Origin of the sequence: Hymenobacter sp. HSC-4F20 (assembly GCF_019599275.1) — a bacterium.
Lineage (GTDB): Bacteria > Bacteroidota > Bacteroidia > Cytophagales > Hymenobacteraceae > Hymenobacter.
Genome location: NZ_JAHZTD010000003.1, coordinates 260,411 through 283,925 on the forward strand (window position 1 = coordinate 260,411; position 23,515 = coordinate 283,925).

Annotated in this window: 18 protein-coding genes; 6 read left to right on the forward strand and 12 right to left on the reverse strand. The window is 60.1% G+C overall.

From position 1 onward, the window contains the following. Positions 1-193 precede the first annotated feature (193 nt). Positions 194-3,775: a reprolysin-like metallopeptidase gene (locus tag K3G63_RS17135; RefSeq protein ID WP_220615347.1), complete on the forward strand. Its 3,582-nt coding sequence runs from the start codon at positions 194-196 to the stop codon at positions 3,773-3,775. Between the two features lie 89 nt (positions 3,776-3,864). Here K3G63_RS17135 and K3G63_RS17140 read toward each other — a convergent pair whose 3' ends face one another. The 3 genes from K3G63_RS17140 to K3G63_RS17150 all read right to left on the reverse strand — a co-directional run bounded on the left by K3G63_RS17140 (position 3,865) and on the right by K3G63_RS17150 (position 9,297). Next, the gene (locus tag K3G63_RS17140; protein ID WP_220615348.1) at positions 3,865-5,973 is read right to left on the reverse strand and encodes a helix-hairpin-helix domain-containing protein; all 2,109 of its coding nucleotides are present in this window, start codon (positions 5,971-5,973) and stop codon (positions 3,865-3,867) included. After that, on the reverse strand, positions 5,970-6,866 hold the full coding sequence (locus K3G63_RS17145; protein ID WP_220615349.1) for a hypothetical protein: 897 nt from the start codon (positions 6,864-6,866) through the stop codon (positions 5,970-5,972). Before K3G63_RS17145 ends, K3G63_RS17140 begins: the two co-directional genes overlap by 4 nt. Before the next feature lie 139 nt (positions 6,867-7,005). Further along, the gene (locus tag K3G63_RS17150) at positions 7,006-9,297 is read right to left on the reverse strand and encodes a S46 family peptidase (RefSeq protein WP_220615350.1); all 2,292 of its coding nucleotides are present in this window, start codon (positions 9,295-9,297) and stop codon (positions 7,006-7,008) included. A gap of 730 nt (positions 9,298-10,027) precedes the next feature. Here K3G63_RS17150 and yidD point away from each other — a divergent pair. From yidD to fbaA, 3 genes are all read left to right on the forward strand, one after another. After that, positions 10,028-10,249, forward strand: coding sequence for a membrane protein insertion efficiency factor YidD (gene yidD, locus K3G63_RS17155; RefSeq protein ID WP_220615351.1), 222 nt, complete (start codon positions 10,028-10,030; stop codon positions 10,247-10,249). 284 nt (positions 10,250-10,533) lie between these two features. Then, entirely contained in the window at positions 10,534-11,421 is an 888-nt protein-coding gene (locus K3G63_RS17160) for a hypothetical protein (RefSeq protein WP_220615352.1), read from the forward strand. 165 nt (positions 11,422-11,586) lie between these two features. Beyond that, a complete protein-coding gene (gene fbaA, locus K3G63_RS17165) occupies positions 11,587-12,675 on the forward strand; it encodes a class II fructose-bisphosphate aldolase (protein WP_220615353.1) in 1,089 nt (362 codons plus the stop codon). 142 nt (positions 12,676-12,817) lie between these two features. On the opposite strand, the gene lgt is transcribed toward fbaA, so the two are convergent. From lgt to K3G63_RS17210, 9 genes are all read right to left on the reverse strand, one after another. Then, on the reverse strand, positions 12,818-13,816 hold the full coding sequence (lgt, locus tag K3G63_RS17170) for a prolipoprotein diacylglyceryl transferase (RefSeq protein ID WP_220615354.1): 999 nt from the start codon (positions 13,814-13,816) through the stop codon (positions 12,818-12,820). 69 nt (positions 13,817-13,885) lie between these two features. Then, the gene (locus K3G63_RS17175; RefSeq protein ID WP_220615355.1) at positions 13,886-15,166 is read right to left on the reverse strand and encodes a hypothetical protein; all 1,281 of its coding nucleotides are present in this window, start codon (positions 15,164-15,166) and stop codon (positions 13,886-13,888) included. Positions 15,167-15,396: 230 nt separating this feature from the next. Continuing rightward, entirely contained in the window at positions 15,397-15,624 is a 228-nt protein-coding gene (locus K3G63_RS17180) for a hypothetical protein (RefSeq protein WP_220615356.1), read from the reverse strand. Positions 15,625-15,752: 128 nt separating this feature from the next. Beyond that, positions 15,753-16,016, reverse strand: a complete 264-nt coding sequence (locus K3G63_RS17185; RefSeq protein WP_220615357.1) for a hypothetical protein — start codon at positions 16,014-16,016, stop codon at positions 15,753-15,755. 17 nt (positions 16,017-16,033) lie between these two features. Beyond that, on the reverse strand, positions 16,034-16,270 hold the full coding sequence (locus tag K3G63_RS17190) for a hypothetical protein (protein ID WP_220615358.1): 237 nt from the start codon (positions 16,268-16,270) through the stop codon (positions 16,034-16,036). A gap of 540 nt (positions 16,271-16,810) precedes the next feature. Beyond that, positions 16,811-18,745, reverse strand: coding sequence for an NAD(+) synthase (gene nadE / locus K3G63_RS17195; RefSeq protein WP_220615359.1), 1,935 nt, complete (start codon positions 18,743-18,745; stop codon positions 16,811-16,813). Positions 18,746-18,902: 157 nt separating this feature from the next. Beyond that, positions 18,903-19,652: a ribonuclease III gene (rnc, locus tag K3G63_RS17200; RefSeq protein WP_220615360.1), complete on the reverse strand. Its 750-nt coding sequence runs from the start codon at positions 19,650-19,652 to the stop codon at positions 18,903-18,905. After that, the gene (gene fabF, locus K3G63_RS17205; protein WP_220615361.1) at positions 19,652-20,899 is read right to left on the reverse strand and encodes a beta-ketoacyl-ACP synthase II; all 1,248 of its coding nucleotides are present in this window, start codon (positions 20,897-20,899) and stop codon (positions 19,652-19,654) included. The genes rnc and fabF overlap by 1 nt, the downstream gene beginning before the upstream one ends. 104 nt (positions 20,900-21,003) lie before the next feature. Beyond that, on the reverse strand, positions 21,004-21,240 hold the full coding sequence (locus K3G63_RS17210) for an acyl carrier protein (protein ID WP_019948606.1): 237 nt from the start codon (positions 21,238-21,240) through the stop codon (positions 21,004-21,006). A gap of 162 nt (positions 21,241-21,402) precedes the next feature. On the opposite strand from K3G63_RS17210, the gene K3G63_RS17215 reads away from it, so the two are divergent. Both K3G63_RS17215 and pyk read left to right on the forward strand, forming a co-directional pair. Next, positions 21,403-21,831, forward strand: coding sequence for an IPExxxVDY family protein (locus tag K3G63_RS17215; protein ID WP_220615362.1), 429 nt, complete (start codon positions 21,403-21,405; stop codon positions 21,829-21,831). A 153-nt stretch (positions 21,832-21,984) separates the two neighbouring features. Continuing rightward, positions 21,985-23,424 (forward strand): pyruvate kinase, encoded by a 1,440-nt coding sequence (gene pyk, locus K3G63_RS17220; protein WP_220615363.1) that lies wholly within the window; start codon positions 21,985-21,987, stop codon positions 23,422-23,424. Positions 23,425-23,515 lie beyond the last annotated feature (91 nt).

A 23,515-nucleotide genomic window follows, 5' to 3' on the forward strand; every position in this document is an offset into this window, starting at 1 on the left:
AGCGGGTAGGCGCACTGGTTTTTTAAGGACCCGGCTGGTCGTCTATTTTACGCCCGAAGCGCGCTTCGCGTAGGATTTTCCTGCCGACACTACGCCAAATTATGTGGCGCAGCGGCAGAGGGCCTGGTCGCAAAACCAGTACATTAGAGCTTTCTGATTAGGCCACTTATTCCCTTCAGTCTACCCTACTTGTATGCCTGATACTTCTACTCCGCGCTGGCGGCGGCTCTCCTTCCTGAAGGCAGGCACCTTGGTGGCTGCGCTTGGCGCTTCTATCACGTCGGCCACGGCGCAGCGGGTACTGTGGGCCGATGCACCCGCCCTGTCAGTGGCGGCTCGCCGCGCTACTCAACCGCTGGCTCACTTTCGCTCGGTTACATTTCAGCTGGATGCTGTTCGCAGCGTGTTGCAAACAGCTCCTGCAGCCCGCGGTACCAGCGCGGCCGGCTCTACTACGGTGTTGTCTTTGCCCCTCCCCGATGGCACTTCCCAGCGGTTTCGGGTGGTGCAAACGCCCGTTATGGCGCCGGCGCTGGCGGCTGCCTTTCCTTCCATTCAGACGTACGCGGCCCAGGGTATTGACGACCCTACCGCCACGGCCCGCCTGGACGTAAGCCCCGATGGCTTTCACGCCATGATTCTGGCGCCCGATAAAACGGTGTACATTGACCCAGCCGTGCGCGGCGCAGCCGACCACCTGGTGTTTGAGCGGCGGGCCATGAACCGCGCCGCGTTTCCCTTCGTGTGCGCCACACCCTCACCCACGGAACTTACGCCCGCCGCTGCGCCCGGGCCAGTGAGCCGCGCGGCCCGGGCTGCCGTAGCTAACGGTACTACCCTGCGCACCTACCGGCTGGCCCTGGCCTGCACCGGCGAGTACGCGGCCTTCCATGGGGGCACCAAGCAGGGTGCTATGGCGGGCATGGTGGCCTCTATCAACCGCGTGAACGGCATCTATGAAAAAGAGCTGGCTGTGCGTCTGGTAATGGTACCCAATAACGAGAGCCTAATTTTTCTGAACGCTGCCCAGGACCCTTACTCCAATGATGACGGGGTAGCCCTGCTCGATGAAAACCAGACCGTAGCCGACTCGCTCATTGGGCCCGCCAATTACGATATTGGCCACGTGTTCAGCACCGGGGGCGGGGGCATTGCCCAAAAGCCCTCCGTGTGCGTCGAGGGAAAAGCCCGCGGGGTAACGGGTTCCCCGGCGCCTCAGAATGACGCCTTCGACGTGGACTACGTCGCCCACGAGATGGGGCACCAGTTTGGCGCCGACCACACGTTCAACAGCACGACGAACTTCTGCAGCGGCAACCGCACCGCTTCGGCGGCCTACGAACCGGGCTCGGGCTCAACCATTATGGCCTACGCCGGCATTTGCGGAGCCGATGACTTGCAGCCTAACTCAGACCCCTATTTCCACTCCTATAGCTTCGACCAGATTGTGGCCCACATTACGGGGGCGGGCAACTGCGCCGTTGCTACGGCGACGGGCAACACGCCGCCCGTGGTGAATGCGGGCCGTAACTACGCCATTCCCCTCAGCACGCCGTTTGTGCTCACCGGCTCGGCCACCGATGCCAACGGGGATGCCCTTACCTACTCCTGGGAGCAGTTTACCCTGGGCCCCAGCGGTGCGCCCAACTCCCCTGCTGGCGACGCGCCTATCTTCCGCGCCTTCTCCCCCACAGCTACTCCTTCCCGCACCTTCCCGCGCCTGGCTGACTTGCTCGGCAACACCCAAACCAAAGGCGAGCTGCTCCCAACCTACGGCCGGCGCCTTACCTTCCGGCTGGTTGCGCGCGACAACCGTGCGGGTGGGGGTGGCGTCGACTACGACTCCATGCAGGTGGTGGTAGTGCCCACGGCCGGGCCGTTTGTAGTGCGGGCCCCCAACTCGGCTACCGCATGGGTAGCGGGGGCTTCCCAACAGGTTATCTGGGACGTGGCCAACACCAGCCAGGCCCCTGTTAATGCCGCCAACGTGGACATTCTACTTTCCACCGACGGCGGCCTAACTTACCCCACGGTACTGCTGGCCAACACCCCCAACGACGGGTTTGAGGCCGTAACGGTGCCCGCCAGTGTGGCGGCCAGCTCTACCGCCCGGGTGCGGGTGCAGGCCAGTGGCGGCATCTTCTTCGATATTTCCAACCAGAACCTGACCCTGACGGCGCCCACCGGCCCAACGTTCTTTTTGCAGAGTACGGTGGCCGCTTCCCTGGCCTTTTGCCCGGGCACCTCGGCAACTCTACCCGTTAGCGTGGGTCAGTTGCAGGGCTTTTCAGGAGACGTCGCCCTCTCGGCTACCAACCTGCCCACCGGCGTTACGGTGAGCTACGGCGCAGCAACGCTGCCCGCCGGCGGCAGCACTACGGCTACTATTACGGCGGCGGCCACGGCCCCGTCGGGCACCTACACGCTCCAACTCACCGGCACCAGCGGCGGCGTAACCCGGGTGCTGGATGTGCTCTTGACCATTCAGGCTACGGCTACGCAGGCCGCCATTATTTCCACGCCAGTCGCCGCGGCGGCGTCTACCCTGCGGCCGCGCATTACCTGGGCGGCCGTGCCAAGCGCCAGCTCTTATGAAGTGCAGGTAGCTACCGACGGGGCCTTTAGCAATGTGGTAGTTTCGCAAACCGGCATCACGGGCACTTCCTTCACTACGGCGCTGCTCCAGCCCAGCACCCAGTACTACCTGCGGGTGCGCGCCGTCAGCACCTGCGCGGCAGCTCCCTACTCGGCCACCCGGGAATTCCGGACGGGGACGCACACCCTGCGCAGCATTGCCGCCACGCAGGTACCTCGTACCATCGGTACGGCCGCCGGGGCTACGGCCACGTCTACTATTGTTATCGGCAACACGGAGCGGGTGTCGGACTTGCGCATCCGGGACTTGGTCGTTACGCACCCGGATATAAGTGAGCTGGAAATTACGCTTACCAATCCGGCCCGCCGTCAGACTGTGCTGCTTGCTCAGGTCTGCTCCGGCACCGCCAACCTGAACCTGAGCTTTGCCGATGATGGCTCAACGCAAACCTGCCCCCTACCTGCGGGTACTACCGTGCGCCCCGCCGGCTACCTCGGCGACCTGTTGAACGACCCGGCCCTGGGCAGCTGGACACTTACCATCCGGGACACGAAGGCGGCCCGCGGCGGTACGCTCACTGGCTGGAAACTCGACCTCTATACTTTGAATGAAGCCCCGGCCGCACCTTCGGGCCTGAGCGTGCTGGCGCCAGTAATTACCAACAACATGGCCAGCATTGACCTGGCCTGGCTGGATAACTCGGGGAATGAAACCAGCTTCGAGATTGAGCGCGCGCAGCTGAACACCTCCACTTTCAGCCGCATTGCCACGGTAGGCGCCAACGTAACGGCCTACACCGACCAAGTGCGCACGAACGGCACGTTCTGCTACCGGGTGCGCGCCATCAATGCTACGGGGGCTTCGGCCTACTCCAACGAAGGCTGCCAGACGGTTTCCACCGTTACCAATACCGTCAGTGCGGCCCTGCTTCCTGGCATTTCCGTTTACCCTAATCCCAGCGCCGATGTTTTCACTGTGCAGGTGGACAACTCCCAGCGCGGCCCAGTTACGCTCCGCGTCGTGGATGCCCTGGGGCGGAGCATCGCCACCCAGACGCTAACCAAATCGGGGGCAGTGTTCCAACATCCGCTTGACTTACGCACGCTAGCACCGGGCGTGTACAATCTGCACCTCGATATGCCCGATGGCTCAGCGGTGGTACGGCTGCTCAAGCAGTAGCCTAGCGCCCGTACTCGCATTATACAAAAAAGGGGTTCCTGTAAGCAGGAGCCCCTTTTTTGTATAATGCACTACCCCAGCTCTGCGGTTCAGAACCGGTAGCGTATCTGGGCCTTGACCTCGGAGCGGTGCGCCCCTTGTATTTCCTCCAGCCCGGAGCCGATGGTGCGCTGGTGACGGTAATGCGTATTGGCGTAGCGCAGCCACAGCGTGAGGTGCCGGGTAGCCTCCACCTGGGCTAACAGATAGGCGCGCGTACCCTGCCCGGATAAGGCCGGCACGGAAAAGGCGTAGAGCACGTCCTGCTCATACACGTACTGGCGGGTATCGTAGTCGTCGGTGTCAAAGAGAGCATACCGGGCGCTCAGGCGCAGGGCGCGGGCAGGGTGCACGGTTACATCCTGGGCCAATACGTAGCCGCGCCGGATAGGCCCTCCGGCCTGCTCCTGGTACGTAGTGCCCTGCACGCGGGTGCGCAGGCTAAGTACCGGGCTAGGGCTGGCATCATAAAAAAATAGCAGGCTGCGGCGGTGGGTAGGCACGGGCAGCGGCACGGGGCGGAGCGTATCGGCATCGTAGGCCTTGGTACGCTGGCGGAGCTGGGCGTAAAGCAGGCTGGTTTTGGTGGGGCTGAACGTAACACGCACCAGCCAGTCGTGGCCGGTGCTGGGAGCCCCTACCTGGTAGCGCAGCCACGGAAACTGGAACCGGTCGTAGTAAGCCGAAACTTCCCAGCGCGCCGTGGGCCGTACTTTCAGCCCCAGATACAGGCCGCTTTCGTTGGTGTTGCGGGAGTTTTCGCCAAAGGCATTGCCGTAGAGGGTGTGGAACGTGCGGCCGTAGCGGCGGTAGAGCAGGGCCATGTCTACAGTCGGAGCCAGGCTGGCCAGCAGCCCGTTGACGGTGCCCAGTCCGCCGCTGCTGCTGCGCGCCGTTTCGCCGAACAGCAGCACGTTGCGCCACACGTAGCTGTAGTGGGCTCCCAGGGCCAGGTTGCGCGTGCCCCGCAGCTCAAAAGCGTTGTACGGCTCGTCGCGGCGCAGCAGGGGCTTATCGAACTGGGTGCCCACGGCAGTAAATCCGGCCTGTAGGTTGCCACCAGGGCTGGCGTAGCTGACGTTGCCCCCCAGTACCGTTTCGCGCAATACTTGCCGGTTCGTCAGCTCCGTAGGGGTGCGGTGGAAGCCCGTCAGCAGCAGCCCCGAAGAAAACTCGCTGAAATCGGCCAGCGAATCCTGGGCTTGCTGCACGGAGGCATCCACCCGCTTGCGCGAGGCAAAAGCTGTAGCCCGAACGGTGGGGGTTACGGCCACGGTAGCGGCGGCCCCGCGGAAGAAAGTGTTTTCCAGCACCGAGGAATAGGGCCGCACCCCAACGGAGCTGCGGCGCAGGGTGGTAATCGTTTCGGCCCCTTTCCCTACTGCCAGCCCCGAGGATAGCAGCAGCCCTTGCCCAAACTGCAACTGGTAGTCGCCCAGGGCCAGGGTTTTCAGCCGCCCCCGCTCCTGCACCACCACGTGGGCCGAGTAAAAGTCGGCCCCGAATTGCCGGGTAGCAGGGTTCCAGCGAAACTGCTCGCCAGCGTCCTTTTCAGCCGTGAAGCCCAGGCTGAAGTCTTTGCTGTGGCTGACGCGGTAGCGCACCAGCAGCTTATCCGGGGAGCCAAGATAGCGCGTAGCTGGCGCGCCGGAACGGGTAGTATCGGGCGGGGCGTAGCCGGAGCGGCTTTGCAGCACCCGCTCGTAGCGCAGGAACAAGGCGTTGTTTTCTTCGTGCGCAATACGCTGCCAGAGCGAGCCGCGCCCGGCATTGGGGTTGGTAGAGGTAACCGCTACAAAAGGCGCCAGCCGGTAAATCGTGCGCAAGTCGAAGCCCTCAATGGTTTGCAGCTCGTAGAGGCTAAGCAGCGCGCCGTTGCGCTGCCGGTGGTTTAGCAGGCTGGTTATCTGGGTTTCGGAGAGCAGCAACACGCCTCGCAACTCTTCCCGGGTAGCCGAGTTCAGGTTGAGCGGCGTCTGGTAGTACTGCAGCAGCGTTTCATAGAGGTCTTCGGAGGGGACCTGCTCGCTCTGGATTTCGGCAAACAACTCCTGGGTCAGGCGGTCGAGGTCGGGTACCGCAGGGCGCGGGTACTCCTGGGCCCAGGCGGGCAGGGTCGCGGTCAGGGTGCCCACCAGGGCTAGTATACGCCACCTCATGGCTGCTTCGGGGCGCGCTGCCAGGTTACGCTTAGTTGCTGGCTCAGTCCCAGGGTTTCGTGCCAGCCGGCGGCGTAATCAACCCGAAGCCGGCCAGCCTGCACTCCTACCCCGCCCGTGAGCTGGGTGGTAAGCGAGGAAAGACCGGCGCGCAAGGCCAACACCGGCAACGGCTGATATTCCAGGCCGGCTTTGAAATCAGCGTCCTGCTCCACGTCTTTTTCCGTTTCGGTCAGCAGCAGCACCTTCTCGGAAGCTCGCCACGCCAGCCCAGCCCGCAGCACGGTAGGCACCCGCTCCTCTTGGTAGCGGGCCAGCCGGGCCTGGGTGAGGTTGTAGAGGGTAGCGCCGAAGGTGAGCTTGCGCGGAATAATATCGGCCTGTCCGCCCAGGGAAGCCACCAGCACCCGCCGACTGCCCAAACTTTCCAAACTCGTTTGCAGCATCTCTGCCCGGGCACCCAGCCGCACTGTGCCCAGGCGGTAGCCGTAGCCCAGCCCCAGCCGTTGCTCCGAGTACAGCTTGCCCCCGAACCGCTGGGCAGTCAGGCCGAGTACCCCGTAGCGCGGCGCATCGGCTGCCGCCACCGCGGCTGGTACACCTGTCACCGGCGCGGCGGGAGCCTGATAGCCCAGCGGCATTGCAGCGGCTACGGCTACGGTGTTCAGCACGGGCAGCAGGTAACGGTTTTCGGCGCCCATGCCTACACTCAGTTGCGAGAGGCTACCTAACGCCGCTGCGTTGGTGGCGCTGGCCCACACGTCATCCTCCAGCACACTCCCAATCTGCCCGAGGCCCGCGCTGCGGGCACCCCACAAGCCAGGCCCATTGCCCTGAGCGCACACACTCTTACTAAACAGCAAAGCAGCTATCCAACAGTATATTTTTATCATACGCAGGATATATAGAATGTATATTATCGAAAGATAGGACAGCCTCCGTAACGTGCCAAATTTCCCGGTGCATGCTCACGAAAAAGCCCTGGCACCACATGGCACCAGGGCTTTTTTACACGCACGACCGGGCTACTTCCTAGAGCCCGGCGGCGTCCTTCTTGCGCTTGATTTTGGTTTTACCGCCCTGCTCGGTTTTCACCTTCATCTTCTCTACGTCACTCATGTCGGCGGCGGAAGCGGAGGCAGACGGGCCTACACCGGGGTTGGGGCCGTTGTTAACAATAGTCATTTCATCGACGAGGTGCTTGGCGCCGCCCAGCTTCTCCACGCACCAGAGCACGTAGCGAATATCTGCGTTGATACAGCGCTTCAGCTCGGGGTCGTAGGCTAAGTCGCCGGTCATGGCTTCCCAGTTGCCGTCGAAGGCCAGACCAATCAGCTCCCCGCGCCCATTGATGACGGGTGAGCCCGAGTTGCCGCCGGTAATATCGTTGTCGGTGATGAAGGCCACGGGCAGGCTGCCCTGCTTATCGGCGAAGCGACCGTAGTCTTTCAGCTGAAGTAGCTCCAGCTCTTTCTGGGGCACCACGAACTCGGGGGTGGTAGCGTCCTCCTTTTCCAGAATACCTTGGGCCGTGGTTTTGTAGTCGTACGCTACGGCGTCGCGGCCGCGGTAGGGACGCACCGTGCCGTAGCTGAGACGCAGCGTGAAGTTCGCATCGGGCGAGTACACTTTCTGGGAGTTCTTTTCGCGCAGGGCAGCCACGTAGAGGCGGTTAGCCCGGCCCAAGCCGGCTTGCAAGCCCTGCAGCTTGGGTACAATGTTCTGCACGTAGTTCTGGTACACCGACTGGTACGTTTTATAGGCTGGATCGGCTTCCAGCTTAGCCAGGGTTGGCCCGGCCAGGAACGCTTTTATCTTCGCCTCCGAGGCCAGGAAGGAGTTGCCGAACACGTAGGCGGCGTACTTCGGCATCGAGCCCCCGTACTGCTTTTCTACCGTCTGAAACACATCGGGCAGTTGGTCTTTGGGCACGTCCTGCATATACAGGTTCAGCAGGGCTGCAAACACTTTCTGGTCAGTAGAAGCGCTATAGTCCTTGAAATGCTCGGTCATAGGCTCCTGCAGGTCAGCCACGGCCTTGTCGATGGCCGCCTTGTCGCCGGCCTTCAGGGCTGTGGCCAGGGGCATCAGACGGGCAGCCAGCGGAATAATTTCGGTGCCAAATGCGGCTTCGTTCACGTACTGCGTGCTCAGGTTATATTGCCGCAGACCGGCGTAGGCCTGGTTGATGACGTTGAGGGCGTCGCCGTACTGCTGGGCGCGGGCCGGCTCCTGGGCAATCCACTGGAGCAGGGCATTTTCTTCGGCCTTTTTAGCCTCCACGGTTTTCAGCCGCTTCATGCCTTCATTCTGCCCGATGTAGTACTTCCAGTAGTTGGCAATGCCGGCGTACTTGGAAGCGTACTTGAGGCGCAGGGCCGGATCCTGGTCCATGTCTTCCTTCCACAGTTTCAGGCGGGTGTCGCGCAGTTTGATGCGGGCGGGGTTGGTCTGGTCGAGGGTGAGCTGCAGGCCGGCGGCGGGCAGGAAGCGCTGCGTGCGGCCGGGGAAGCCAAACACCATGGCAAAGTCACCTTCGCTCACGCCCTGCAGGCTCACGGGCAGGTGCTTTTTGGGCACGTAGGGTACGTTGCCGGGCTGGGGGGTAGCGGTGGGCTGGTTGTTTTTGTCGGCGTAGACGCGGAACATCGAGAAGTCGCCGGTGTGGCGGGGCCACATCCAGTTGTCGGTGTCGCCGCCAAACTTACCCACCGCTTCTGGCGGCGCGCCTACCAGGCGCACGTCGCCGAAGCGCTGGTAGATGAAGAGGTAGTATTCGTTGCCCCCGAACATGTCGCGCACGTAGGCCACGTACTTGCCGTTTTCCTTTACGTTATCGGCCAGCTCGCGCTGGCGCTGCTGCACCTTGGCCGTGCGCTCCTGCTCGGGCGTGGCCGGCGTGATGCCCTCCAGCACCTTGCTCGTGACGTCCTCCATGCGCACGAGAATATCCACGTACAGGCCGGGGTTCTGCTTTTCATCCCGCCGCGTGGCTGCGTAGAAACCGTTTTGCAGAATGTTGTTCTGGGGGGTGCTGTGGCTCTGAATGGCGTCGTAGCCGCAGTGGTGGTTGGTGAGCAACAACCCCTGGCTGCTGACGAACTCGCCGGTACAGAAGCCGCCAAGCTGCACTACGGCGTCCTTCAGGGAAGCATTGTTCACGTCATAGATTTCTTCGGCCGTCAGCTTGAGGCCCTTCTTCTGCATGTCGGCCTGGTTAAGGCGCTTCACAAAGAGGGGTAGCCACATCCCTTCGTCGGCGCGGGCCGCGAGGGGTAGCAGCAGCGTCAGCAGCAGGGCTTTGGCCCAGTGAGTAGTACGCATGAGTGGGTGGTTAGGGGGTAGAAAATAGGCTGGCCAAGTCAGCGGACAAATTTACAGAATGCCGGGTAGGGCCGGTATCTTGTGCCCCGTTTATCAGCATTGCACTACCAGCGAAGTAGTACCCAGAAATGCCCACTACGACGCGACTGGGCGGGCTCAGAATCTATCATTGTGCACCGCCTATCCTCGTAGTATGCCTAGAATCCTGAATATCGTTCTGACACTGCTGCTTTCAATTTTGCTGATTGCAGGCTTAGCCCATCTCTGTAAGGATGCAGTTGACAACATGCTGTATTAGATAGCCGGGTTCATATTAATCTCTTTCTGGCTTTTCTGGCCTGTTTATCTAGTTATTATTCTGGGCGTAGTCCTCATGATCTTGGGCCGATTATTCCAGAAAAAGTGCCAGCCGTAATTCTTCAAGGTTCAGTAGCGCTTGTCCTGCTTCCAAGACATTTACGTAGCTCCATAGAGTAGACTTCCTAGGGCGTGTTAACAGTCAGGGTTTGTGCCTTATATAAGGCCGTCATGCCCAGCCAGATACTTTGCTGCGCTCGGCATGACAGTTTTCCGAGTTAGCTGGCAACCAGCTCCTAACTTATGGGCGCACGACTGCCGTACACGCCAGTTCCGGGAAAGTAGAACGAGTAGGGTGCTCTTGTCACGACCATCACAGCTGCTTACGTATCGTTCCGCAATCTTTCCGCTCCGTTTGTGGTTCTTTGCGGGTATGTCGTACCTGTTTCGCCAGCTGCTACTAGGCTTGCTCTGGGTGTACCGCCACCTGATTTCGCCGCTCACTCCGGCCAGCTGCCGCTACACCCCTACCTGCTCAGCCTACGCCGTGGAAGCCGTAACCAAGTACGGCCCCTGGCGCGGCAGCCGCCTGGCCCTGCGCCGCATCAGCCGCTGCCACCCCTGGGGCGGCCACGGCTACGACCCGGTGCCGTAAGAGGTGGCTGAACGCGGAAGGGCACCTTCTCCTGCGCTCCAAGCGCAGAACTGTATCACGCGGAATGATTCGCTGGTGCGATAATCGAGCGGACGTGAGGTGTTCGTGCAGCTACCTGCTCCGGATCAGGTGCTGTTCTGAGGTAGCAACTTGCGCATCCGCTGAATCACTACCTCCCTGCTCACCATTTCACCACCTCCCTACCCTTCTCTTCCGTATAAGCACTAGTGTTGCTGCTGTAGCTATTGGCTGTGGCAGCTTTTTTTTCAGCTAGCTACCACCTTATGCGTACTGTATCGTTTGCCGCCGCCGTGGCTGCCCTGCTGCTGAGCAGCTGTTCCGAAGCGCAAACCAAGCAATCTGCCGCCGACCAGCCCAAGCAGGAAAAGTCAGGTAAGAAAAAGGGTAAGAAAGGAAAGGGCACCGCCGACATTGCCAACCTGACCCGCCTGGGTTCTATGGACGGGGTACCGGAAAGCTCGGGCCTGGCCCTGACGGGCGAAGTTGGCACGTTCTACACCCACGGCGACGAGGGCGCCCGCCCCATTCTGTTTAAAGTGGATGCCACCGGCCGGACGCTGGCCGAGCTGGAAGTGCCCGTGCAAGGCGACGACTGGGAAAGCATTACCCGCGATACGCAGGGCAACCTCTACATCGGCGACGTGGGCAACAATAATAACAACCGCCGCGACCTGGTCATCTACCGCGTTAATCCGCAGAATATTCAGCAAATCCAGGAAATCAAGCTCACTTACCCCGACCAGAAAGATTTTCCGCCCGCCAAGCAGGAGCAGAATTTCGACTGCGAGGCTACCCTCTGGCACGCGGGCAACGTGTACTTGTTTACCAAGGACCGGGGCCAGGGCCAGACCAGCAAGGTGTATGCCGTGCCCGACCGGCCCGGCTCCTACACCGCCCGCCTTATTACCAAGCTGGCCATTCCCGGCGAAGTGACGGACGCGGCCCTCAGCCCCGATGGGCGTCGGCTGGTGCTGCTGGCGCGCCAGGAAATGTTCGTGCTGGAAGGCAGCAATTTTGACGAAGCATTACGGGCTACTCCCCAACAGATTTCGCTGAAAGGTGCCGGTCAGACGGAAGGAGCCGTGTTTGCCGATAACAATACCCTCTACATTAGCAGTGAGCAGGGCGCGCTCTACAAGTACACCTTCTAACGCCTGCATCCTGCACAGCCAGGGCCTGTTTGTAGCAGTACCTCCGGGGAGTTTTCTTCTCGCAAATGTTATCCTGTGGATAGGCCCGCTTCTTTCCTTAAGTTTGGCCTACGATTCCGAAACCCGGCGCGGCCTTTCCCCGACCACGTCATCATTTTTTAGTACATGGCTGACCAAACCACCCTCACCGGCCTGCGCGCCGGCGTGCTGCACGGCGACGAAGTGCAGCAGCTCTTCGAACACGCCAAGGCCAACGGCTACGCCCTGCCCGCCGTGAACGTAACGGGTACCGACACGGTAAACGCCGTGCTGGAAGCCGCCCGCGACCTGAACTCGCCGGTGATTATTCAGTTCTCGAACGGCGGCGCTCAGTTTTTTGCCGGCAAGGGCCTGCCCAACGACAAGCAGCAAGCCAGCATTGCCGGGGGCATTTCGGGGGCGCAGCACGTACACCTGATGGCTGAAGCCTACGGTGTACCCGTGATTCTGCACACCGACCACGCCGCCAAAAAGCTGCTGCCCTGGATTGATGGCCTGCTGGAGGCCGGCGAAAAGCACTTCGCCCAGTACGGCCAGCCGCTGTACTCTTCCCACATGCTGGACCTCTCGGAGGAGCCCATTGAGGAGAACATTGAGATTAGCAAGCAGTACCTGGAGCGCATGGCCAAAATGGGCATGACCCTGGAAATTGAGCTGGGCGTAACCGGCGGTGAGGAAGACGGCGTGGACAACTCCGACGTAGACTCCAGCAAGCTCTACACCCAGCCTTCGGAGGTAGCCTACGCCTACGAGGAGCTCAGCAAAATCAGCCCGCGCTTTACGGTAGCGGCGGCGTTCGGCAACGTACACGGTGTGTACAAGCCTGGCAACGTGAAGCTGCAGCCCGTTATCCTGAAAAACTCGCAGGAGTACGTAAAAGAGAAATACGCGCTGGAAGCGGAGCGACCCATCAACTTTGTATTCCACGGCGGCTCGGGCTCGTCGCAGGAAGAAATCCGGGAGGCTATTAGCTACGGGGCCATCAAGATGAACATCGACACCGACCTGCAGTGGGCGTTCTGGGACGGTATTAAGAACTACTACCAGAAAAACGAAGGCTTCCTGCAAAGCCAGATCGGCAACCCCACCGGCGAGGACTCGCCGAACAAGAAGTACTACGACCCGCGCGTGTGGTTGCGCGAGGGCGAAAAAACGTTCGTTACCCGCTTGAAGTCGGCCTTTGAGGACCTGAACGCCGTGAACCGGCGCTTCTAGCCGCCCGGATTATTTACGCGTAAAAAAGCCCCGCTCTCAGCTGAGAGCGGGGCTTTTTATGTCATTCCGAGCAGAGGAAGGAATCTGGGTTAGCCTCTGGCAGGTAATTCAGATTTCTCGCTCTGCTCGGAATGACACGCTCCTACTTACGACTGCCTAAGGCAGCTTCGGCCGCGGCCTGTTCCTCCAGGTCGCGTGGGGCAAAGCCGTAGGGGTTATGGGGGTCTTTGCCCGCGCGCCACACTACCCACAGCCCAATGAAAATCAGCGGAACGCTCAGCCACTGGCCCATATTCAGGCTCATGTTCTGCTCAAATGCCACCTGATCTTCCTTGAGGAACTCCACCAGGAAGCGGAAGGAGAACAGCAATACCACAAACAGCCCGAACAGCTGCCCGCGCGGCGTACGGTCCTTGGTGCGGTTCCACATGCTGTAGAGCAATGCGAAGAGGAACACGCAGTACAACGACTCGTAAATCTGGGTGGGGTGGCGGGGCACCGCCACTTCGGTAGTAGCGGCTACCGCCCCCGACACAGCCTGAGTTTCTACTTTGATCTTGCCATCAGCGTCGCGAAAGCGCTGCACGGCGACGGAGCCGGCCGGCACGGGCTGGCCGGCGCTCATTTGCTGCAGGTGCTCTACGTCGCGCGGAAACACGAACGCCCAGGGCACATCCGTTGGGCGGCCCACAATTTCCGAGTTCATCAGGTTGCCCAGGCGAATCAAAGCTCCGCCCACGGCCACTACCAGCACAATCCGGTCGAGGGTCCAGAGCCAGTCGAACTTATTATTGCGGCTGAATAGCCACACGGCGAAGATGATACCAATGGTAGCTCCGTGCGAGGCCAGCCCGCCCTCCCAGATCTTGAAAATATCTACCAGGCGGTCCTTGTACTGGTCCCAGTCGTAGAAGAAAACGTGCCCCAGGCGGGCGCCTAGCACCGTGCCCAGCAGCATGTAAATGGTAATGACATCGACCCAGCGCGGCGACACCTTCTCGGAGCGGTAGATATGCGAGAGAATAAAGGTGCCCACCACGAAGCCCGACATGAACAGCAGGCCATACCAGCGCAAGGTTAGCGGCCCGATTTCCGCGAGGATGGGGTTGGGGCTCCACAGAATGGCGCTCAGAAAACTCATAAGCAGAAAGAAAGGGTTAGGAGCCCGAAAGTACGGAAAGGCGCGGGTACTCGCTTGCTTGTTGGGTGCTCAGTTCAGCAGCAGCTTGCCGTAGGCGGCCCAGTCCCACTCCTGGGTACCGTAGAAGCAGCCATCATAACGCACCGACAAACGCATATTGTACGCCAGGGCCAGCACTAGCAAGCTTCCGGCGCTCCAGCGCACCGCCCGCGAACGTTGCAGCAAATACCCGACGGCAGCCGCTATCGGCCAAGCCAGCACCGGATACAGCTCCACGAAGCCCCGACCCGCGTAGGCGCAGCCCAACCCATAATCCCACCAGGCGGCATAGAAATAAGAAGCGGCTGCCCATAGGCCCAGCGCCAGCACGGCCCGGCGCGACGAAGTGCGGGCCAGCAGCAGACTACCCGGCAGCAGCAGCAGCAGCACCGGATTATACAGAAAGCTACCGTTGCGGGGTGCCAGCCACAGCTCAATCAGTTTGGGCGCGAGGGCATTCGGAAATCCTTCCTGGCCGTAGCTATACACCAGCCAGCTGCCGCTCAGGTAGTGGTAGTAAGCCAGCTGGGGCAGCCATAATACCAGCCCTGCCACTAGCAGCAGCCCCACTACTCGCCCGTGCACTAAGGCGCGCACCTGAGTTAACCACGAAACGCCCTCCCTCACCGGCCATAATAACAGCGGCACGGCAAACACCAGATTCAGGGGGCGGAGCACCGAAATCAGGGCCACGGTGGTGGCAATGGCGGCTACATGCCCTATGGAGGCTTCCCGCTCATACCAGGCCGGGCCTTCCCGCCTGGTTAGCAGGTAGAGCAACAGAGCAAATGCGAAAAACGAGAATACATGCGACATGCCCGTTTCTCGGATGCCGTAATACCACAGGTTGGTACCGACTACCAGCACAGCAACGGTCAGGGCCGTGACCAGGCCCGAGAAGTGGCGGCGCAGGGTAGCGGCCAGCAGCCAGAGCCCCAGCACGAAATAAGTAGCCGCCGCTACGTCAATGGCTTTGTGCTCGGCCTTGGAAAAGCCCGACTTATCAGTTGTGATGGCGTGCGCTGCCGCCCAGAACGGCGCTTCCAGCAGCGCTACCCCGTACGGATACTTGGTTTCTACCTTACCCGTAGCTTGGTTTAGCCGGAATCCGTCGCCGGTAGCTTTGGCCAGCGAATCGGGGATGGCGCGGGCGTCGAAGTCGTACCTAAAGGCCGCCGGCAGGTACACATAATAGCCAGCCTTGTCGGCCCAGATTTCGCTGTGGTACGTGAAAGGCTTGGCTTTGGAGTGCCGGTTTAGCGCCAGAAAAACTACTAGGCCATAGAATAGCACCCACGCCAAGTATTTCATATATCGTACGGGTTAATGATGCCCTAAAGGTACGGGCCCAAGTATCCCCTACCTTATTTCTTGCTGGCAGGGCTGGCAGGAAGTACTCCAGGATGTTTCGGCTCGGCCCGGTAATCAGGCTGTGAAAAAAGCCGGCGCCGGTAGAGCAAAGCCAGAAGTGCCATCGAAAGCAGCGTGTAAGCTACGGCCCCGCCGCGGGAGGCATGGTAGGCACCCGTGAACAGAGGGTGTCAGTGGGCATACTGCCAGCCGCGGGCGTAGAAGACACAGCCATCCGGGTGGTGAAAGCGGAAGCGGGTCAGAAAGTGTTCCAGGGCTTCCGGCACGGAAAATACCAGCAGCGCGTTGCTGCCACAGGCCACCAGGGGCCAGGGCCAGACCCCGCGCCAGCCCTGCACGTCGCGGAGGAAATACAGCGTGGTCAGAATAGCGCCCGCCAGGCCCCCGGCGTATAGCACGTAGGAGCTAGTGGCTTATTGATGGGAAACCAACTATGCCAGATCAGGCCCAGCACCACCAGCCCGGCGCTGACCACAAACAGCCACGCGGCTTTCTTGCTGCCATCCGGGGTGGGGTGGTGCAGCCACTACCCCGCCAGCACCCTCGAATACTGATACTCACGGTTGGATATAAGGCCTGGCACCAACTCCGGGTCCCAACCTTCCTGGTCGTGGTTCAGATGATGGCGGCTGAATAGCTGCCGATCCGGCCAGGCCCCCAGCTTGGTAGCCGGCTCTAGGTTAGCAGCACCGAAACCCGACACGGGCACTGCCTGCAGCGGCAAGGCATAGAGCACGAGCAGCGCCACGGCCAGCATCACCTGCCGCCACATCGTTTTCAGGTATAGCACGGCGCAGATGCCGTACACTACCCCCAGTCGCTGCAGCAGCCTAGTATGCGGAACGAGGTAAAGTAGAAGTTGGGAACCAGCCCGATCAGCATCCCGAGCACGACCAGGATTGCTACCCGCTGGCCCACGCGCCCCAGGGCCGGGCAGTGCTTTACAGCGTCGGGACGCACTATGGCCAGCCGTACACCACCGACACCCCCATGATAGCCCCGAAAGAAGGAAACACCAGGCCAGCGAGGTGAAGTCCATGCCATTGGCGTGCATTAGGGGGTATAGTAGTAAGGCTATTTCCCCAGTTGTTTACCGGCAGCATCAGCCCAATGGCCAGCCCCCGAAACACGTCCAGCGACACCAGTCGGCTAACGGGCGGGGTAGAACCCAACACCGCTTTTTTACTTCGGTGGCTTCACGTACTTGGACCTGACGCGGGGAAATATTGCTATCAAGAACAATCGAAGCAGAACCTGCGGATAATGGCTACTACTAGCGCCAAAATACGCAGGTTCTGCTTCGATTGAGCTATTGCCAACGGAGCCGGGAAATAGGGGTTACAACAAGGAAGAAGACCAGTCGTTCTGCAAAGGCAGAGCCGAAGCATCTTGCGGGCTACTGTTGGAGGTGCTGCTCAGCCAGTTGAGTGAGATGCTTCGGCTGCGCTCAGCAGAACAATACCACTTCAAGGGTAATACGCCAAATCCTCGGGCTGTGCCTCCACAAGGCCGCCTTTTGGGCGCATTATTAACGCATCTGGCTACCCCAGATTTCTTCCGCAGCGCGCAGGCTGGTATGACCGGTCACAGCTGACTTAACTCTTCTGTGAAGCCCCCGCTCAGGATGGGGAAGCGCAGCCAGGAGCGCGGGTCTACGTTGTAGTCGTCGAGGTGAAAAGCGGGGGCAAACCGTTCCCGCTTCCACTGGTTGCGACTCCAGAGGCTATAAAAGCGCTTTACGTAGGTTTTGAGCACCTCCGGGTCAGTGCCCGATTCTTCCTCGCGCAGTACATTGAACACCTGCCGGGGGCTGAGCCGGTCGTAGAAAGCCAGGCGCTCAATGCGGTTGAGGATGACGTAGGGCATCAGGTCCCGCTCGTCGGTTTGCTTGTCTTCCAGGGGGCGCAGCTCGGCAGTGGGTTGAAGGTTATTTACGTGGCGCAGAGCGGGGTAGCCCAGTTCTGTTTCGGCCCAGCGCAGCCACTTCTTCACGAAGTCTTTGTCCACATCAGCAATGGGCGAGATGGAGCCGGCCGTGTCGCCATCCATGGTGCAGTAGCCTACACTGGCCTCCGAGCGGTTAGAGGTAGTGATGAGCAGGCAATTCTGTACGTTGGCCAGCAGCCAGATGGAAGGGGCGCGCACCCGGGCCTGAATGTTCTGCAGGGCCAGATCATCGGTTTTCCAGGTTAGCTCCCGGCCCAGGGCCTGCTGAATCTTGCCCACGTACCCGGTTACTTCCTGGTCAATTTCCCAGTGGTAAAACACGGCACCAATGGAATCAGCCAGCTCCTTGGCTGAGTTAAAGGTGTCATCGGAGGAATTTACGGTACCCTGGTAGGCGCAGGTGAGCAGGCGGCCGGTTAGTTCTCTGTTAATAGCCAGCTGCTCCGGGCTGGGTTCCGTGTGGGAGGCATCCTTAGGACCGGGTGTATTCTGGTCGGGCGTGGGCGCAGCGGGGCCGGCCAGGCGCTCAATGTCTTCCGTAGTGAAGCACCCCGAGCGGCGCATAAACTCCGCCGTCCCAATTTCATTGGTACCCAGGCGTACCAGTTCGGCTACCGCCACGGCGCACATCACGGAGTCTGCGCCACCGGAGAGGCTCAGCACAAAGCCCCGGCTGCGGGCCTTGCGCAGGTAGTCGAACAGGGCTAAACTCAGGGCTTGGTTTAGTTCGCGGTACTCATCGGGGGTAGGCAAAGGCTGAATTTCATCGGCCCGGACCTGCTCCGTAGCAAAGTCCACATCCACGTACTCCATATCCACCTCCTTGAAGCTCATGAGCTGGTTGCGCAGCAGCAAGTGGCCGTTGCGGGCCACCAGAATTTCGCCGTCGTAGACGATGCGGCCGGCCTCGTTGCCCAGCAGGTTGGCGTAGAGGTAGGTGCAGTTAAAGTTGCGCGAGGCATTCAGCACCAGCTTATAGCGCAGGTCCGTCTTGCTCATGGCAAAGTGGCTGGCCGACGGGTTCACAATCAGGTCAACCTTGCCTGCCAAGCGGGCCGCCGGGCGCACGTTGTCGGGTCGCCAGGCATCCTCACAGATTTCAAACCCGAACCGCACGCCTTTGTGCTCAAACGTCAGGTCGCCGAGGGGCCATTCTTCTCCCTCCCACTGCACTGTGGTAGTTTCGCCGGCCGGCCAGGGATAGAAAAAGCGCTGCTCATAGTGCACCCCGTCGTTGGCCAGAAACTGCTTGGCTGCAAAGCCCAGAATCTGCCCGTCGCGCAGCACTGCCGCCGCATTGTAGGTCCGGTGCTGCAGCCGCACGGGCACCCCCACTACCACGCAAATACCATCGGTCCAGGGCCGCACCTGTTGCAGATGGGCTAGCGCCGCCTCAGGCATCCAGTCACTGAGAAAAAGGTCTTCGCAACCGTACCCGGTAAGGCAAAGCTCTGGCAGGCAAAGTAGTTCAACGCCCGCGGCTTTGGCCTGGCTAATGGCCTCGCGGATGGTACGCAGGTTATGGGTCCAGTCAATGGGTATCTGGTTGAGGGCGGCGCCGGCTATTCGCATAAGTCAGGAAGTTCGTTTTGCAAATCAACTCCATTTTTGCGGTTCAGGTTGCCCGCCGCGCCTACTGCAGACAAAACCCGCGTCCTCCGTGCGCTACGTCGTTAGTACGATGTAAGCGCGCGGAGGACGCGGGTTTCTGCGGTGCGTATCCGCATTCTTACACGCCGAGCACTTCCAGGGCCCGCTCGGCAGCCAGCTGCTCAGCCTGTTTTTTGCTCAGGCCCATACCGGTAGCCACCGGGTTTTCATCTACCAGCACGGTAGCCGAAAACTCCATGACGCCGCCGGGCCGGGCCTCGCCGGTGAGGTCGTAGCGCAGGTTTTTGCCGTGGCGCTGGGCCCACTCAATGAGCTTGCTCTTAAAGTTAGTGGTCGTCTGGGTCATGGCCTTCACATCCACGTAGGGCTTAATCAGGCGACCCAGCACAAACTTGCGGGCCGTTTTGTAGCCCTGGTCCAGGTATACGGCACCTACCAGCGCCTCCAGGGCGTTGCCGTTTACGGAGCGGGAACGGGCGGCCCGGCCCTGGCCAGCATCCAGCTGCACCAGCTTATCGAGCCCAATTTTAAGGGCAATGGCGTTGAGGCTTTCCCGGTTCACAATGCGGCTGCGCATCTCCGTCAGAAAGCCTTCCTGCTCGTACGGAAACTTCCGGAACAGGTATTCCGCTACCACCGTGCCTAGCACCGCGTCGCCGAGAAACTCCAACCGCTCGTTGCTCTGATGACGGGCCTGCTCCCCTTGCTGGCGGACCACCGAGGAATGAGTGAAGGCCAGTTGGTAGAGGCGCACGTTGTCGGGCGTGTAGCCCGTGAGCGTGGCAATGGCCTGCCGAAAAGCCCGGTCACGACCCAGCAGTCGGCGAAAGAAGCCAAACAACGGCAGGGGCTGACCGGGCTTGGGCATTAGTCGCGCACTTTGCGGAAGATAACGGACGTATTATGGCCGCCAAATCCGAAGGTATTACTCATGGCCACATTCACCTCGCGGGCCTGGGCCTGGTTGAACGTGAAGTTCAGCTTAGGGTCCAGTTCCGGGTCATCGGTGAAGTGGTTAATGGTAGGCGGCACCACGTTGTGCTGCATAGCCAGAATACAGGCTACCGCTTCAATAGCCCCGGCACCACCCAGCAAGTGGCCCGTCATGCTCTTGGTAGAGCTGATATTCAGACCGTAAGCATGCTCGCCGAACACTTTCTGGATAGCCTTCACCTCGGCCCCGTCACCCAGCGGGGTGCTCGTGCCGTGGGTGTTGATGTAGTCCACGTCGGCCGGCGAAATGCCGGCGTCGCGCAGGGCATTCTGCATGACCAGCACTACGCCGTTGCCCTCAGGGTCCGGCGCGGTAATGTGGTAGGCATCAGCCGACATGCCACCGCCGATCAGCTCCGCGTAGATTTTCGCCCCGCGGGCTTTCGCGTGCTCGTATTCTTCTAAAATCAGCGAAGCTGCTCCCTCCCCTAGCACAAAACCGTCGCGCTCCTTATCGTAGGGGCGCGAGGCCTGCTCAGGTGCATCGTTCCGCTCGCTCATAGCCTTGAGAGCATTGAAGCCGCCTACCCCTGATTCGGTGATGGCCGCCTCCGAGCCCCCGGTTACTACCACATCGGCCATGTTCAGGCGAATGTAGTTGAAAGCCGAGATGATAGAGTCAGAGGAAGATGCGCAGGCCGAGGTAGTCACGAAGTTCGGCCCCCGGAATTTGTGACGAATGGAGATGTTGCCCGACGCGCTGTCGGCAATCATCTTCGGAATGAAAAAGGGATTGAAACGGGGCGTACCGTCGCCGTTGGCGAAGGCAATGCACTCGGCCTGCAGGGAGGTGAGACCTCCGATGCCGGAGCCCCAAATAACGCCCACCCGGTCTTTATCTACTCCCTCCAGGTTGGCATCCTTGATGGCCTCATCGGCGGCAATCAGGGCAAACTGGGTGAAGATGTCCATCTTCCGGCCTTCCTTGGTGGGGAAATAGGTATCCGGGTTATAGTTCTTCACTTCGCAGGCGAAGCGAGTCTTGAACTTGCTGGCATCGAAACGGGTGATGGGGGCGGCCCCGCTCACGCCGGCTTGCAGGCCCTCCCAATAAGCGGGGGCGGTGTTGCCCAGCGGGGTAATGGCACCCAGGCCGGTCACGACAACTCTCCGAAGAGACATAGGCTGGCTCAGAGAAGCGAAAGAAAGGAAATCACTGGAAAAGCAAAACGGCCGGCGGCAGGCCGGCCGGTAAGCACTTTAAGGGTAGAAGAGCTTGCCGCGGATTACTTGGCGTGCTCCTCGAGGTAGCTGATAGCCTGACCCACGGTACCGATATTCTCGGCTTGGTCGTCCGGAATCGACACGTTGAATTCTTTTTCGAACTCCATGATGAGCTCAACGGTATCCAGCGAGTCGGCGCCCAGATCGTTTGTGAAGCTAGCTTCCGGGGTAACTTCCGAAGCTTCTACGCCAAGTTTATCAATGATGATGGCCTTTACTTTTTCTGCAATTTCAGACATTTCCGTGGGGGTTTAAGGAAAACTCGGCACAAATAACACCATCTTCGCTAACATTGTCAAACTTCGCCCCCCTAATCTTCCCGGTGCAAGATTATGGCCCGGGGAGTTCCGCGGGGGTACTGCGGTGCCTATTTTTGCGTTTCCTCTCCTTTGCCACCGCCCATGAAAACTCTGACGCTCGATGTAGAGTACGACTGCGAGTTCGACCTGTTTGGGTTGGTTTCCTCGACCCGGGAGCATACGTTGGCCTGGCTGTTGAACCGGTCCCTGAAGCTGCGCCTGGTGAAGCAGCAGGATCTGATCTATGACTTGTTTAACAAAGGTCGGTTGGTAATCAGCAATTACCTCTATGCCACGGAGCACTACACGCTACGCCTGCTGCGAAACCGCTCCGTGGACCCTTCTCCGTTAAAAAAGCCGTTTCTCGCGCCGGATATCAAGGAATACGATTATCTGCTGCAAGTCAGCAATGGCACCGGAGCCTTGGCCTCTGAGCAGTTGCTGGCACAGCTTACGGCCTTGCCAGAAGTTCAGTTGGTCAGCCAATTCGACCCCAATGACCTTAAATTCAAAGAAAATCTGCTCTTTTGAGCTTCGGAGCCATCCTTCAGCTTGAGCCGGGCCGCAGCCCCACCACGGAATTACTGCAATGGCATTCGGCCGTGGTAAGGGCTCTGGCAGCCGACGCAGGCAACGGATGGCTATACTCCGCACTTACGATTTTTTGCATACAAACCCCCGAACATGGAATCTCGCCCGCAGTTTAATAGGACTAAGATTATTGCCACCGTTGGCCCCGCCTCCAACACCTACGAAAAGCTGGGTATGCTCATGCGGGAAGGCGTGGACGTGTTCCGCCTGAACTTCTCCCATGGCAGCCACGAAGACCACCTCTCGGTGATTAACACGGTGCGCCGTCTTAACAAGGATATGCGCACACACGTGGGCTTGCTGCAGGATTTGCAAGGCCCCAAAATCCGGCTGGGCGAGGTAGAAGGCGGAGGCGTGGAGATTAAGCCCGGCGACAAAATTAAGCTGGTATGCGGCGAGAAGGAGATTAGCACGGCTACCCGTCTGAGCACAATTTACCTGGGTCTGGCCCGCGACGTGAAGGCTGGCGACATGATTTTGATTGACGACGGCAAAATTGAGCTGCGCGTACTGGCTACGGACCGCGACAAGGAAGTGGACGTGGAGGTAATCTACGGGGGCCTTGTGAAGCCCCGCAAAGGCATCAACCTGCCCGACTCTGACGTGTCGGCTCCGTCTATGACGGAAAAGGACATTGAGGACCTGAAGTTCGGGCTGGAAAACGAGGTGGACTGGATTGCCCTTTCGTTCGCCCGTCGCGCCGAGGATATTCGCTTTATTAAGAGCCTGATTGCGGAGAGCGGTAAATCGGCCCGCGTTATTGCCAAGATTGAAACGCCGGAAGGCCTACGTAACCTCGACGAAATCATTGCCCTCTCCGACGCCATAATGGTAGCCCGCGGCGACTTAGGGGTGGAGGTAAAGATGGAAGAGGTGCCGATGGCTCAGAAAATGATTGTGGAGAAGTGCAACAAGGCGGGCAAACCCGTAATTGTGGCTACCCAGATGATGGAAAGCATGATTACGGCCCCCCGCCCGACCCGCGCCGAAACCAGCGACGTAGCCAACGCCGTTATTGACGGGGCCGACGCCGTAATGCTGTCCGCTGAAACGGCCGTAGGTCAGTACCCAGCCGAGGTGATCCGCTCTATGGTAGGCACGATTACCAGCGTAGAAAGCCGTATGCCCAGCCTCTACCACCACTGGCACCCCATCACTCCGGAGTCGCCTACCTTCATGGTCGACAGCGTACTTTCCGCCGCCTGCCACCTGGCCAAGAACACGGGGGCGAAGGCCATTACCGGCATGACCCACCGCGGCTACACGGCCTTCCAGATTGCCAAGTACCGCCCCAAAGCCAGCATCTTTATCTTCACCGACAACCGGGCGCTGCTCACTACCCTAAGCCTGATTTGGGGAGTCCGCGGCTTCTACTACGACCGGATGGTAAGCACCGACGGCACCGTGTCGGACATTAAGTATGCGCTGACCACTACGGGTCACCTGCAAAAAGGCGACGTATTTATCAACACGGCTTCCATGCCCATCAATGAGAAAGGCAAAACGAATATGGTGAAAGTAAGCGTAGCGTAAGCTTCGCCGACTGCTCCCAGCAAAAAGCCCGCTCAACTAATGGTTGAGCGGGCTTTTTAGTGCCAGTAACACAGGATGCCTTCGCTCTCTT